The 14,638-nt window shown below is 60.6% G+C and carries 8 protein-coding genes; 3 read left to right on the top strand and 5 right to left on the bottom strand.

Annotation, left to right across the window (positions count from 1 at the left end):
- Nucleotides 1-162: 162 nt before the first annotated feature.
- Together IFT99_RS26875 and IFT99_RS16635 are read left to right on the top strand one after the other, a co-directional pair.
- Nucleotides 163-5,916, top strand: coding sequence for a type I secretion C-terminal target domain-containing protein (locus IFT99_RS26875; protein ID WP_446731140.1), 5,754 nt, complete (start codon nucleotides 163-165; stop codon nucleotides 5,914-5,916).
- An 83-nt stretch (nucleotides 5,917-5,999) separates the two neighbouring features.
- Nucleotides 6,000-6,338: a tryptophan synthase subunit beta gene (locus IFT99_RS16635; RefSeq protein WP_065988311.1), complete on the top strand. Its 339-nt coding sequence runs from the start codon at nucleotides 6,000-6,002 to the stop codon at nucleotides 6,336-6,338.
- A gap of 1,172 nt (nucleotides 6,339-7,510) precedes the next feature.
- Here the strand turns inward: IFT99_RS16635 and IFT99_RS16630 are convergent.
- From IFT99_RS16630 to lapG, 3 genes are all read right to left on the bottom strand, one after another.
- Nucleotides 7,511-7,831, bottom strand: a complete 321-nt coding sequence (locus tag IFT99_RS16630; RefSeq protein ID WP_192133618.1) for a YceK/YidQ family lipoprotein — start codon at nucleotides 7,829-7,831, stop codon at nucleotides 7,511-7,513.
- An 89-nt stretch (nucleotides 7,832-7,920) separates the two neighbouring features.
- Nucleotides 7,921-9,867: a cyclic di-GMP receptor LapD gene (gene lapD / locus IFT99_RS16625; protein WP_192133616.1), complete on the bottom strand. Its 1,947-nt coding sequence runs from the start codon at nucleotides 9,865-9,867 to the stop codon at nucleotides 7,921-7,923.
- A gap of 8 nt (nucleotides 9,868-9,875) precedes the next feature.
- Nucleotides 9,876-10,571 (bottom strand): cysteine protease LapG, encoded by a 696-nt coding sequence (gene lapG, locus IFT99_RS16620; protein ID WP_446731135.1) that lies wholly within the window; start codon nucleotides 10,569-10,571, stop codon nucleotides 9,876-9,878.
- A gap of 170 nt (nucleotides 10,572-10,741) precedes the next feature.
- On the opposite strand from lapG, the gene IFT99_RS16615 reads away from it, so the two are divergent.
- Nucleotides 10,742-11,902 carry a glycosyltransferase family 4 protein gene (locus IFT99_RS16615; RefSeq protein ID WP_192133612.1) on the top strand — a complete coding sequence of 387 codons (1,161 nt, stop codon included), beginning with the start codon at nucleotides 10,742-10,744 and terminating at the stop codon, nucleotides 11,900-11,902.
- An 11-nt stretch (nucleotides 11,903-11,913) separates the two neighbouring features.
- Here IFT99_RS16615 and IFT99_RS16610 read toward each other — a convergent pair whose 3' ends face one another.
- Complete coding sequence (locus IFT99_RS16610; RefSeq protein WP_192133611.1) at nucleotides 11,914-13,311, bottom strand: TolC family outer membrane protein; 1,398 nt, start codon at nucleotides 13,309-13,311, stop codon at nucleotides 11,914-11,916.
- A complete protein-coding gene (locus IFT99_RS16605; protein WP_192133609.1) occupies nucleotides 13,308-14,633 on the bottom strand; it encodes an HlyD family type I secretion periplasmic adaptor subunit in 1,326 nt (441 codons plus the stop codon). Before IFT99_RS16605 ends, IFT99_RS16610 begins: the two co-directional genes overlap by 4 nt.
- Nucleotides 14,634-14,638 lie beyond the last annotated feature (5 nt).

Raw genomic sequence — 14,638 nt, 5'->3', positions numbered from 1 at the left:
ACTGGCAAGGCTTCGGTAGCCAATTACGAAACCCTGATCAAGTCGATCACTTACGCCGACAACAGCGAAAACCCAAGCACTGCACCACGCGGCGTGACCATCGCTGTGACCGACGCAGATGCCAGTGGCACCAACAACCTGACCGTCGTTCACGACAGCCAGATGAACATGATCGCCGTCAACGACGCTCCAGTGGTCAACGCTGCATCGGGCCAGGGCAACGAAGACACCACCATCGCGGTCAAGCTGTCTGGCTCTGACGTCGACGGCACCATTGACCACTTCAACCTGGTCAACACGCCAGCCAACGGCACCTTCTACTCCGATGCCGCCGGCACTCAGCCGCTGACCAACTTGAACAACATCGCTGCGACCAACAATGGCGCGACGATCTACTTCAAGCCGGACGCGAACTGGGCGGGCGATACCACCTTCACCTACACCGCTGTTGATAACGAGAACCTGCCAGCCGGCACCACCGCAACTGGCACCATCAACGTCACGCCGGTGGCTGATGCCCCGACCGTCACCGTCAGCAACGCCCAAGGCGATGAAGACACCGCGATCCAGATCAATGTCAGCACTGCACTGGTCGACACCGACGGTTCGGAAAGCCTGAGCGGCCTGACCGTGGGCGGCATTCCGGTTGGCGCTGTGCTGACCGATGGCAAAAACAGCTACACCTCGATCCCGACCGGCGACGGCAAAGTCGTCATCGATGGCTGGGACCTGACCACGCTGACCCTGACGCCACCGGCTGACTTCAACGGTTCGATCACCTTGCAGGTGAGCTCGACGTCGACTGAACTCACCGGGCAGAAAGCAACCGCCACCGGCTCGCTGACCGTCAACGTTGCCGCAGTGAACGACGCGCCAGTGGTCAACACCGCCACAGGCACTGGCAACGAAGACACCCTCGTTGCCGTCAAGCTGACCGGCTCTGACGTGGACGGCACCATTGACCACTTCACCCTGGTCAACACGCCTGCCAACGGCACGTTCTACTCCGACGCGGCCGGTACTCAGCCGCTGACCGGGACCACCAACATCCCCGCCACCGACAACGGCGCGACGGTCTACTTCAAGCCGGACGCAAACTGGAATGGCAGCACGCCGTTCACCTACACCGCCGTCGATAACCAGGGCCTGCCGTCCACGATTCCGGCAACCGGCACCATCACGGTCACGGCCGTCAACGACGCGCCTATGGTCAACTTCGGCAGCATCACTTACACCGAAAACGGTGCGCCGATTGCGATCGTCAAAGACTTCAGCATCGCTGATGTCGACAGCACTGAGCTGACCAGCGCGAAAATCACGCTGACCGGTATTCAGGCTGAAGACCTGATCGTTTCCCAGTACTACAAAGGCGGCAGCGACGGCACCACCGGTACCACCGATCTGGGTATCAGCTACAAGCTGAGCAACGACGCCAACGGCAACATCGTCATCGATCTGACCGGCAAGGCTTCGGTGGCCAATTACGAAACCCTGATCAAGTCGATCACCTACGCCGACAACAGCGACAATCCGAGCACCGCGCCACGGGGCGTAACCATCGCTGTGACCGACGCTGATGCCAATGGCACCAACAACCTGACCGTTGTTCACGACAGCCAGATCAACGTGATTGCCGTCAACGATGCGCCAGTCATCGGCCACACCGGCAGCGGCAAACAGTTCGGCAACACCTGGAACGAAACCGCCGTGGGTGGCGATGTCACCGCGCCGGGCAAAGGCCCGGGTCAAATCGCTCGCGATTTCACCCTGAACGACGCTGACAGCACCTCGCTGAAAAGCGCGACCGTCACGCTGACCAACTTCAAGGACGGCGACGTCCTGAATGTCGGCAAACCGGGCGCCCTGACCTACACCGTCAGTGATGTTAAAGACGCTTCCGGCGCGGTGACCGGCAAGACCATCACCTTTGGTGCAGGCACTGCGGCCCAGTACCAGACGGCGATTCAGTCGATCACTTTCGACAGCACGTCCCATGATCCGTCGAAAGAAAACCGCCTCATCAATATCACTATTGATGACGGCAGCACGGTCAACAACATCGCGTCCACGACCTCGACGATCCACATCACTACGGTCAACGATGTACCGACCGTGAGCACTGCATCGGTCGGCTTCACCGAAAACGATGCAGCGGTCTCGATCGTCAAGAACCTGAACCTGGCCGACGTCGACAACACCACCCTGAGCAAGGCCGTGGTTTCGGTCGATGTGAAGGCAGGCGACGTGCTGACGTTCACCGGCACTGCGCCGAAAGGCGTCAGCGTGGTAGAAACTCACAACGCCGACGGTCTGGTGAACGGCTTCCAGATCAAGGGCATCGCGTCCATTGACCAGTACAAGGCGCTGATCCAGTCGATCACCTTCAACAGCCCGGGCGACAACCCTCAGGCGGGTGACCGTGCCGTAACCGTCCAAGTGACCGATTCCGGGGCGAAAGGCGACGGTACGGGCACGCAGGATTCGCTGGTTGCCGGCAGCACAATCACCGTCACCGCGGTGAACGACGCTCCGGTCATCGGCCACACTGGCGATGGCAAGGAATTCGGCAACACCTGGAACGAAACCCTGGTCGGCGGCGATGTCACTGCGCCGGGCAAAGGCCCAGGCTTGATCGCTCGCGACTTCACCGTCAGCGATGCCGACAGCCCGACGCTGCAAAGCGCTACGGTCACACTGACCAACTACAAGGCGGGTGATCTGCTGGCGATCGGCAACACCGCTGGCCTGAGCGTCACCACCACCGATATCGTCACCAACAACGTTGTGACCGGCAAGGTCATCACGTTCGGTGCGGGCACGGCGGCTCAGTACCAGACGGCGATCTCGTCGATCACCTTCGACAGCACGTCCCACGACCCTGTCAAAGACGACCGCATCATCAATATCAGCGTCAACGACGGCAGCGCCACCAACAACATCGTCAACACCACGTCGACGATTCACATCACGACGGTCAACGATGTGCCAGTGGCCGATGCCACAACCGGCAGTGGTAACGAAGACAGCCCGGCCATCGCCGTAACGCTCAGCGCCACCGACGTGGACAGCACAATCGACCACTTCAACCTGGTCGACATGGCGGCACACGGCACCTTCTACGCCGATGCAGCCGGCAAGGTCGCGCTGACCAGCCTGAGCAACATCGTCGCAGTCGGCAACGCTGCAACGGTGTACTTCAAGCCAGCCGCCGATTGGGCGGGCAGCACCTCGTTCACCTACAGGGCCGTGGACGATCAGGGTCTGGCGAGTTCGGTCAACGCCACCGGCACCATCAGCGTGGCACCTGTTGCCGACCAACCGCTGGTGACGCTGGGTTCCGGCGTGGTTCAGTCGACCGGTCTGGTGAAAGACGTTTATGTCGGCACGCTGAAGAACATGGGCACCGACGGCAACGGCGCCAACGAAGCGACCATCAAGGCCGGCTTCAACACCACCGTGGATCCGACCACGCATAGCGTCGCAAGCGGTGCACAGGACTCGTCCGTCGCGGTCGGCACCGGCACCAAGTTGTCCGGTCTGGTCTACATGGAAGCTGGCCACACCTACACCTTCTCCGGCACCGCGGACGACAGTCTGTTGATCACCGTAGGCGGCCAGACCGCAGCCAACGCCACATGGGGCGCGGGCGGCAAGATTCAGAGTGCGGGCTTCACGCCGACGGAGTCCGGCTACTACACCCTGGACGTCTACCACTACAACCAGGCAGGTCCGGGCAGCTACAACATCAGCCTGACCGACAAGAACATCAGCACCGGCGCCTCCCAGACCGTGGCCCTGAACGGCAGCAACGTGCTGCTGTTCGCAACGGTCGATGACCTCAAGGCTTCCGGCCTGAACGTCTCGCCGTTGCACGAAGGCACGGTTGGCAGCGGTGAGGGTTATTACACCGGTTACGAGCTGAACCACGGCACCGAAGGCACCGCGATCAAGCTGAGCCCGGTCAAAGCGGTGTTCGGTGACAGCCTCGACGGTTCGGAGACTCACGTCACCACCCTGAGCGGCGGCGCACCGGCCGGCTCGATCCTGACCGACGCAGCGGGCCACACGGCCACCGTGACGACTCACGTCGAAGACGGCAAAACCGTGATGGACACGATCGACGTCAGCAACTTCGACCTGTCGACGCTGAGCATCACCACGCCTGATTACTTCAGCGGCAAGTTCACGCTCAACGTCACGGCGACGGCGACCGAAGCAAACGTTCCAGGCGTCCCAAGCGCCGTGGCCAGCGCCAGCGACAGCAAGGCGATCACCGTCACCGTCGAGTCTCAGACCTACAACTCGAGTGAAGGCCTGGCCGGCACCGATCCGACGCCGATCACTGGCACCACCGGCGGCGACATCATCGTTGGCGACGTCAGCGGCACGACCATCGTGCAGGGCAAGAGCTACAACATCGCCTTCATCGTCGACAGCTCGGGCAGCATGGGCAAATCCCTCGACACGGCGAAAACCCAGCTGCAGTCGGTCTTCGAGAAACTGGCGAACGGTGCTCAGACGGCCAACGCCGGCAAGATCAACGTGCTGCTGGTGGATTTCGATACCAACGTGCGCTCGACCGTTTCTGTGGACATGTCTGACAAGGCTGCCGCCTTGAAAACCCTGGCCGCTGCTCTGGCGACCATGACATCGGGCGGTACCACCAACTACGAAGATGCCTTCAAGACCACGGCGAACTGGTTCGCCGGTTTGAACAGCACCAACCCGACGGGCGAGAACCGCACCTACTTCATCACCGACGGCGAGCCTAACGTTTACCAGAACACCAGCACGGTGCTCGGTACGGTGAACGGCACGGCCATCACATTGGCGACGGGCCTGGAAAGCTGGCATCTGGGCAGCACGTATTCGGTGAACGGCAAAGTCGCCATCGACACCGTGGGCCACGTTTACAGCTACGCCAGCAGCACGACCGGCAAGCTGATGGGCACCCTCGCCAGTCATGCCGACGGCAAGGGCGGTACGGAATACAGCCTGAATTCGCCTGAAACCAACGGCAGCAGCGTCGTGCTGGCTGAAGCGGACACCGGTTACGCACTGTTGCTGAAGCAGTCGCCGACCATCGAAGCGATCGGCCTGAACTCGGCGGTCAAGACGAGCACGCTCAATCACTACGACAGCGACGGTCACGCGCAGACCAACGTCAACGCTGACGATCTGGCCAAAGCGGTACTGGGCGACCAGAAAGATATCGCGCCGGGCAGTGACACCCTCAACGGTGGCGACGGCAATGACATCCTGTTCGGTGACCTGATCACCTTCAACACCCAGGGCGGCATTACGGCGCTGAAGGCGTTTGCGGCGGACACGCTGCACGTCAACGTGTCGACCATCGATGACAAGACGCTGCATTCGTTCGTGACCAACAACCTTGACGCAGTGGCTCACCTGGCCAATTCGTCGTCGACGTCGCAGGACGGCAACGACACCCTGCTGGGCGGCAATGGCAATGACATTCTGTTCGGCCAGGGTGGCAACGACATCCTCAATGGTGGCAACGGCAACGACGTCCTGATGGGTGGTAAAGGCAACGACATCCTTACCGGTGGCGCAGGTGCCGATACGTTCGCCTGGAAAGCAGGCGACACCAACAGCGGTGGCTTTGACGTGATCAAGGACTTCAACAAGGGCGAAGGCGACCGGATCGACCTGCGTGACCTGCTGCAGGGTGAAGACACCGACACCCTCAGCAAGTACCTGCAAGTCACCAACGATGGCCGTGACACCATTCTGCAAGTCAGCACCACCGGACAGTTCGCGTCGAACGTGACCGCAGCCGCCGCTGCCAACACGGCCGACGTGCACATCAAGGTGGAGGGCGTGACCTGGAGCAATGCCATGGTTAACTCGCTGGTGAGCGGTGCGGATCCGACCATCAAAGTCGATCACCACTGATAGCTGAGTCGCGAGAGCTGTTGTACTGTGCTGGCATCCGTCGCTGACGGTTGCCAGCCCGGTCAGTCCCTGAGGAATGAGCCATGTTTTACGTTCAGCGCGATGCCGATGGCACGCTAATTCGCGTGGAAGCGACGGCCTTTGCCGAAGCGAGCGAGCAACTGCCCCCCGATGACCATCAGGTGCAAGCCTGGTTTGCCAACGAAGTGGTCGAGAAGAGCCTGATCCAGCTCAAGTCCAGCGACATGGACATGATCCGGGTACTGGACGACCTGATTCAGGTCCTGACCAGCAAAGGCATCCTCAACATCACCGACCTCCCCGCCGCCGCACAGGCGAAATTGATGGATCGAACCCAGGCCCGGGAAACACTGGGCGGCCTGAGTGACTTGATTAATGACGATGAACAACGGCTGATCTGAAGCCCCCTTTTCTGTAAAGAGCATTCAGCAACGTGCCTACCCGACCCTGGGTAAGCCCGTGTTCGGGTGCGTGATGCAAAACTATGAAAAATCAGAGGCCAGACGAGGCTGCCCGGTGAATGCAGCGCGCTTGCCCGCGAATGCACCTTCCGACGCGCCGTCCTTCACGCCTGACACGACGCCTGTTGATCAAACCACACAAATCCGTAGGAGCCGGCTTGCTGGCGAACGCGTCCTGTCGGTTATAGAAAGGTGACTGACCCACCGCAATCGCGAGCAAGCTCACTCCTACAATTCTGCACCCGCATCCAAATCCGCGTCGACCGCAAATCCCCTGTAGGAGCGTGGCTTGTCCCGCGATCTGGCGCGCAGCGGCAGTAAACCCGGTGAATGCGGTGTGTCAGCCAGTACAGCGTCGCGAGGTTTTACGACTGCTGCGCAGCCGATCGCGGGACAAGGTGGAGCGCCACCCCGGCACCTCCTAGAACGCGCGGCGTCAGGTGCAAAATTCAGGTTCGCGGCAGATGCAAATCCGTAGGAGCCGACTTGCTGGCGAACGCGTCCTGTCGGTTGATAGAAAGGTGACTGACCCACCGCAATCGCGCGCAAGCTCACTCCCACAATTTCTGCACCCGCATCCAAATCCGCGTCGACCGCAAATCCCCTGTAGGAGCGTGGCTTGTCCCGCGATCTGGCGCGCAGCGGCAGTAAACCCGGTGAATGCGGTGTGTCAGCCAGTACAGCGTCGCGAGGTTTTACGACTGCTGCGCAGCCGATCGAGGGACAAGGTGGAGCGCCACCCCGGCACCTCCTAGAACGCGCGGCGTCAGGTGCAAAATTCAGGTTCGCGGCAGATGCAAATCCGTAGGAGCCGACTTGCTGGCGAACGCGTCCTGTCGGTTGATAGAAAGGTGACTGACCCACCGCAATCGCGCGCAAGCTCACTCCCACAATTTCTGCACCCGCATCCAAATCCGCGTCGACCGCAAATCCCCTGTAGGAGCAATCGGAGGTTACGACGGTCGCGAAAGCGGTGTGCCAGATGACATCGATGTCGTCTGACACACCGCATTCGCGGGCAAGCGCGCTCCTACCGGTAGGAGCGCGTCAGCGGGCATTTCACGCGATCTCGCGCGGAGCAAAGGCGCAGCCGACGCATTAAAGACGACCGATCAGTACTGTTTACGTCGGACCTTGATGTCGCCCTGCTGGTATTGCTGATACCCGGTGTAGGGCAGCAGCACGGTATCGGCGACCGCAGAAAGGGCCATGTCCAGTGCAATGGTGGGCGCAGACCAGTGTGGGCCGGAAACTGGCGGGGCGTTCAAGGTGCAGAACTGGTAAACCGCACCGCTGTAGGCACGGGGTATGGATTGGCAATTGGAGCTGTGGCGCGCCAATGTATCCGCGGCCCCTTTTTCATCATTGAGGGTCTTGATGGTGCCGCAACCTGAAAGGGTTGCCACGATTAATGCTGCAGTCCATAGCTTCATACGAGCACTTCCATTGATTGATTCGAAAAGATCAGGCGTGCGTCGGCCAGCTTTATTGCGTCTCACCGGCAGACAAAGTCTTCAGCCCATCACTTCCATGGCGCAGGATCCCCAAACAGCCGGCCCTGCACCCCTTCGATGCCCATTTCCAGAATCACCCGGTGTTCGCCTTCGGTCTCAACCCGCTCGGCAATCAGCGGCAGATCGATGCTGTGGGCCGCGCGCTGGACCGCTTCGATGAACAACCGTTTGTGGCTTTCCTGGTCGATGGTGCGGATGTAGCTGCCGTCGATCTTCAGATACGCCAGCCCCAGATGCGCCAGGTTGCCGATCATGCTGAAACGTCCACCGAACCTCTGCAGCGCCAGGGAATAACCGGCTTCTTGCAGGCGTCGGGTCAGCTTCTCCAGCACCGCTTGCTCCGGCACTTGTTCCTCGCCGATCTCGAAGGTCAGGCGCGCGCCGAGTTTGGGGTGATGGCGCAAGGCGTTGAACACTTCATTCAACGCCGCAGCATCGTTGAGCGTGGCCGCCGACAGGTTCAGCGCCAAGCGCTCAGTGTGTGTGCCCAGATGCGCCAGCACCTGCTGCAACATCAGCAAATCCAGTCGGCTCGACCAGCCAAAGCGCTCCAGCCACGGCAGAAAGCGCCCCGCCGGAATCGTCTCGCCGTCGGCATCAACCAAGCGCGACAGCACCTTGTAATGCATCACGGTCGAGCCATCGCCCGACGCCACCACCGGCTGAAAGAACAGCTGAAAACGCCCGTGCTCCAGCGCATGATCCAGGGTCCTGTGCCACGCGTGCTGATCTTCACCCAGATCGCCAATCGCGCCACGCTCGATGCAATACCACGATTGCTCGCCGCCGCTTTCAGCCTGAGACAACGCCTGATCGGCCAGCGCCAGCAAGGTCAACGAGGCATCGCCCGGGCTGTAAGGCGCCAGCCCCATGTGCGCGACGGGCGAGACATCGGAGGCGCCGGTGGCTTCCAGGCTCTGCAGCGCCGCGTCGAGATTCTGCACCAGTTGCACGGCTTCATCGTGAACCATACCCGGCGCCAGCACGGCGAACTCACCGCCACGGCTGCGGCTGATGAGATTTCGGGTTTCAGGGTACTTTTCGCAGTGACGCACCAGTTGCTCAGCCACCGCCACCAGCAAGGCATCGGTGCGCTTGCCGCCCAGACGCTGGTTCAAGCCAGCCAGGTCGTTGACGCGCAACATCATCAGATACCCCGCGCGGCCGTCTTCCAGATGGCTGACGTGGGCGTTGAGCTGCATATCGAAATAACGGCGGTTGGACAGCCCGGTCAGGCTGTCCTGATACGACTCGACACGCAGCTTCTCGCTGCGCTCGGTGCTTTCCTGAAACAGCGCCTTGAGCTTCTCGACCATCTGGTTCATCGCCTGCACCACCCGGCGCAGCTCCGGTGTGCGCGGCAGTTCGGGCAGAACGAGAAACTCGCGACGACCAATCGCCTGGGATTGCGCCACCATGTAATCCAGCGGTTTCAGCTGCCGGCGCAACAGCATCGCGCCCAGAATCGCACTGACCACGCCGCACACCAGCAACCAACCCAGGCTGCCCAGCGCGCTCTGCCACAACTTGGCCAACGCGAACATCGGATGGCTCACCACCTCGACCCGCGCCGTCTGCTGCCAGCCGCGGCTGACAATCGCCTCGCCGCCCGCGGGCTCAAGCCCGATAGCGTTGATGAACCACTGCGGCACGCCCTGATTGTCCGGCGTCGCACTGCGCTCGACTAGCGCGTCGCCACTGGCCAGATCCACCACGCGGATGCTCGCGTAATAACCGCTGTCGAAGATCGACGCCACCATCAGCTCGACCATCGCCGGGTCGTCGATGTTGGACGTGAGCGACAGCGCCAGGGACGTCGCGGCGTCCTGGGCGTGGGAGCGCAACTGATTGACGTACTGCGCCCGCGAGCTTTCCAGGCTGACGACAAAACTCCCCGCAAAGGCAACCACCAGAAACAGACAGATCGCGATCAACAGCTGTTTGAACAGAGACATCAGTACTCCTAATTCTCGGGCTCGGTGGGGAAGCCTTCTGCAGTCATTTTTTTCAGCACGTCCTGCCACCGGGACAGACGTTTGGTGTCGCTCACTTTCTTGTTGCCCTGCGCGCCCGGCAGCCACAGCCCTTCAGCGTTGAAGGCATACACCGGCAACAGGTCCGTGCGTTGGCTGGCGGGTTTGATGTCGTCGATCAGGCTGTCGAGCACCAACGGCATGGCGTTGGGGCTCGAGTAATAGGTCAGTACCATGTGCGCGCGGTTCAGGCGCAGCGCCTTGACGTAGGTGATCAGCAGCTTTTCGCTGGGCACGCCCAGACGGCGCAGGCTGAAATACTTGGCGATCGCGTAATCCTCACAATCCCCCGCGCCCTTGATCAGCGACTCGACCGGCGTCGCCCAGTAATCGACCTCGTGCCACAGGTCGATGTCTTCGGCGTAGCGCATCTGCTTGTTGAAGAACAGGTTCACGACTTTCAGCTTGTCCAGCTCGCTGACCTGCTTCTCGGTCGCCAGCAAATTTTGCCAGGCATCGATGCGCTGCTTGCCGGCGCCCAACGGTCCGTACAGCGCCTCGGCGCGGCGGCTGATCAGGGAGAAATCCCAATCCGCGCTCAGATAGCCGACACACGCCGTGCACGTCAGTGCAAGCGCCAGAAGCATCCATAATCCAGGGCGCTTTTGAGCGGGGCGTGTCGCCAATTTGTCTTGTCCATCAGGCAATGGATAACGGAAAGCGATGGTGAGGGGTTGGGGAGGGAAACGCAATGGCGCGGTGAGATCATGCGCGGAAGGAAATGCCCGAAAACGCGACTCATGATAGGCTCGCGCCCCTTGATTTCATGACTCACCGGGTTGGTTTGGAAACGCGTATGGATATTGGTTTGAGCTGCACCGTCTGGGCAGGATGTGAACGTGCCGGTCATCTGGATGGTATCGGCGTGTACACCCGCTCCCTGTGGCAGGCGATGGAGGAGCTCAAGCAAAGCGAAGAGCCAGGCATCACCGTCAAGCCTTATGCGTTCGGCCGCAATCTGCCCACACTGGCGTGCGGCGTACCCAAGACGCTCTCAGCTGATTTCCGCATTCAAGTGCTGGCGAGCGGCTTGCTCGGCCTGCCGCTGCCCAACTCCTCCGCCATCGCTCGCGATGTCGACATCGTCCACGCCTCCGATCACCAGATCCCGAGAATCAGTGGCGTGCCCGTGATTGCCACAGTCATGGACGCGATTCCGCTGATCCATCCCGAGTGGATCAGACAGAACCTCAAAACCCTCAAGGGCTGGCTGTTCGCGCGAAGCGTGCACAGTGCCGACCACTTGATCACCATCTCCGAGCACAGCAAGCACGATCTGGTCACGCACATGGGGATTGCCCCCGAGAAAATCAGCGTGACGCCGCTGGGCGTGGACCCGGTGTATTTCGAGCGCATCCTCCTCGAAACCCGCGACGCTGTGCTCGACAAGCATCAACTCAAACCCGGTTTCTTCCTGTTCATCGGCACGCTGCAGCCGCGCAAAAATTTGCCGAAGGTCCTGGAGGCGTTCAACGCGTTGCCGGAGTCGGTGCGCAAAGAGCATCCGCTGATTGTGGTAGGACGTGATGGCTGGGCCAACGAAGACCTGATTCCGCAGCTCAAGGCGCTGGAAGCACAGGGCGAAGGGCGCTGGCTCAGTTATCTGCCGCAATCCGATGTGTTCGCACTGCTCCAGAGCGCCAGCGCGTTGGTGTTCGCGTCGTTATACGAAGGGTTTGGCTTGCCGGTCATCGAAGCATTCGCAGCCGAGTGCCCGGTCATCGCGTCGAACACCACGTCGCTGCCGGAAGTGACTGGCAATGCCGCCTGGGGCGTCGACCCGAATGACGCTGCAAGCATCGCGGCCGCCATGCTCGATGTCTTGAGTAATGAAGCGCTCCGGACCGAACGGGTTGAAATAGGGCTGGAACGCGCTCGCCAATTCACTTGGCAGGAATGCGCGCGGCAGACCCTGGCGGTGTACCGCAAAGTGTTGGCGGCACACCGGCAAGCTTGATTGACTGCTGACTACTTGGACTTTGGCGCTGAATTACCGAGGTCTTTCAGCGCTTCCGAATCATCGCCACCGAGCCACACGTTGACGCTGGCAACGCTCTCTTGCGACAGCTTGCCGGCCCAGCGATTGAGAATGAACAGGTTAGTGATGAAGTCGTACTGCGATTTCAGCAAATCGCTACGCGCCTTGAATTCATTCTGTACAGCGGTCAGGACGTCCACGGCGTTGACCACACCGTAGGTGAACGCTTTCTGCGCCGCGATGCTCGATTGCTTGGCCGACGACAATGCATTCTGCCCGGCGCGGATCTTGTCCACAGCAGACTGAGCGGTCAGATACGCGTTGGTGGTCTCCTTCACCACTTGCCGACGCACGCCCTCCAGGTCCTGCTCGGCCGCATATTGGTCGTCATATAGCCCGCTGACACGTGCAGAGGTCGAGCCGCCGCTATAAATCGGCACCTTCAGGCCGATGGTTGCGACATAGCTGTCACTGCGTGGGGTGAGGGTGTTGTCGTAGCCGACGTCACTCTGCTGAGCACCCAAGTTGAAGCTGAGCGAAGGGTAATGTCCGCCTTTGCCTTCACGCACCGCTGCATCGGCGGCCGCCAGATTGCTCTCATAGGCCTTGAGCAGAGGATTGCTGTTAAGCGCCTGCGCGATCCAGGCATCCAGCGGCAAGGTGGGCGCCTCAAGCGCGATGTCGTTTCGAATCCGGCTCAAGCGATCGTTGATCGGGCGTCCGACAATTTCTGACAACCCTTCCCGTGACAGACGCACCTGATTACGCGCTTCAATCTCTTGGGCCAGCAATGAGTCGACCCGAGCTTTGAGATCCAGCATGTCCGTAATCTTGGCCATCTGCTTGGCATACATGGCGTTGACGCGGTCAAGGCTGCCTTGGGTGGCGCGCCGTTCTGCCACAACCAACTCCAGCGCATCGTCAGCGGCCAGAGCAGCGAAATAACGTTTAGCCAGGTCCACCGTCGCTTCGGCTTGAGAGTCCTCGGACTGCGACGCCTTTTGCAACGTGACGCTCTTGGCCTTCTGATAGCGCTCCCACGCTTCCTTGTTGTAAATGAATTGACTGAGGTTCAGCCCATAGCTTTTGTTGTCGTAGATTTCTCGCGTCTGTTCGTCCTTGCGCAAAATCCGGTTGAAGTTGCTGCTCGCCGAGACTTGGGGCAGTAGTCCACCGAACGCCTCTCGCTCCTGCTGCTTGGCAGACCGGGCGTGGGCATAGGCCGACAGAATGCGCGGATCCTCAAGGCGAGACTCTTTGTAAAGCGTCATCAGGTCCAGGGAGTAGGTCGAGGCGCTGACTTGCTGCGGGGCTACAGGTTGAGCGGCATGAGCATTGAGCGCGAACAATCCAAAAAGCAAACCGGGAATAAAACGCACCACTGTCATTCCTCGATCATCGACTTGGCGAACATGTTGCGCGCAGGCTTGAGCAGGTACTGCAGCATCGTGCGGTCGCCCGCGTTGATCAGCACTTCCGCCGGCATACCCGGCTGCAGTTTGCGGTCGCCCAGGCGCTTGAGGCCGTCATCGGTGATTTTCACCCGCACGAGGTAGTAGCCCTCGCCGGTTTTCTCGTCGGTAAGACGGTCCGCCGAGATTCGCGTGACCTCCCCCTGAATGACCGGCGTGGTGGCGCTATTGAATGCGCTGAAGCGGACGTCCGTGAGTTTGCCAAGAGTGATGCGGTCGATGTCGTTCGTCGAAACGTGCGCTTCCACCACCAACTCCGAAGACTCCGGCACGATGTCCAGCAGCGGCGTTCCCGCGCTCACAACACCGCCGATGGTGTGCACTTTCATGTCAAGCACCATGCCGTCTTCCGGGGCGCGAATGACGATGCGTGACAACCTGTCCTTGAGCGCACTCGCCTTCTCCTGCAAGTCGAAGACCTGCGCCTGCACGTCGCTCAGGTCCTTGGCAACATCGGAGCTGAATTTCTGGTTGGTCTGGACGATCTGCATCTCGGTTTCGTTGATCTGCAGACGCGTCTTGGTGATGGTCGACTGGTGGTCGGCGACCTCCGACTTGAGCATGTCCAGCTTGCGCTCCTGCTCAAGCAAACGCTGGTTATCGACGAAGCCCTGGCGCAGCAGATCTTTAAGCTCGGTGATCTCGCGGGTATAAGACTTCTCAAGATTGACCTTGGTGCCGATCATGTCGTTGAGGCCAATGATTTGTTGTTTCAACTGGCCGATGCGCTCTTGCTGCACCGAGATTTCACCCAGGCGCGCGTCGTGCCGCGACCTGAACACTTGGGCCTCGCCATCGATGGCCTCGCGGGCACGATCGCTTTCGACACCGTCGATTTTCAATGCCGGGATAGCGGGCAGGTTGTCACGTTCGGCGCGAAGGCGGGCCTCTTTGGCGCGCGCGGTGATGAGCTGGTTTCGGGTGGATTCGTACTCTGAACTGAGCTGCCCGTCGTCAAGGATGATCAACGGATCGCCCTTATGCACCGTGTCACCGTCGCGGGCGAGCAGTTCTTTTACGATCCCGCCCTCAAGGTGCTGGACGGTTTTGCGGTAGCTCTGCACGGTGACAACACCTGAACCGTAAACGGCGTTGCCCAGCGGGGCGAAGGCTGCCCAGGTGCCGAACAAACCGAAGGTCACCAGAACAATCGTCATCCCGACCCGGCGGATGCCGCGGTCGGAAATTGGCATGTCGTCAGAATGCTCGTCGAGCACGGTCATCGAGTTACTGGTCATTCATG

The organism is Pseudomonas sp. CFBP 8772, from assembly GCF_014841665.1.
GTDB lineage: Bacteria > Pseudomonadota > Gammaproteobacteria > Pseudomonadales > Pseudomonadaceae > Aquipseudomonas > Aquipseudomonas graminis_B.
The sequence above is the reverse complement of the archived record's forward strand: the minus strand, read 5'-3'. Positions and strand labels throughout refer to the sequence as shown.

What these genes read in the sequence shown, in the direction of transcription:
- IFT99_RS26875 (WP_446731140.1), top strand. Translation starts at nt 163, where the DNA reads ATGAACATGATCGCCGTCAACGACGCTCCAGTGGTCAACGCTGCATCG.
- IFT99_RS16635 (WP_065988311.1), top strand. Translation starts at nt 6,000, where the DNA reads ATGTTTTACGTTCAGCGCGATGCCGATGGCACGCTAATTCGCGTGGAA.
- IFT99_RS16630 (WP_192133618.1), bottom strand. Translation starts at nt 7,831, where the DNA reads ATGAAGCTATGGACTGCAGCATTAATCGTGGCAACCCTTTCAGGTTGC.
- lapD (WP_192133616.1), bottom strand. Translation starts at nt 9,867, where the DNA reads ATGTCTCTGTTCAAACAGCTGTTGATCGCGATCTGTCTGTTTCTGGTG.
- IFT99_RS16615 (WP_192133612.1), top strand. Translation starts at nt 10,742, where the DNA reads ATGGATATTGGTTTGAGCTGCACCGTCTGGGCAGGATGTGAACGTGCC.
- IFT99_RS16610 (WP_192133611.1), bottom strand. Translation starts at nt 13,311, where the DNA reads ATGACAGTGGTGCGTTTTATTCCCGGTTTGCTTTTTGGATTGTTCGCG.
- IFT99_RS16605 (WP_192133609.1), bottom strand. Translation starts at nt 14,633, where the DNA reads ATGACCAGTAACTCGATGACCGTGCTCGACGAGCATTCTGACGACATG.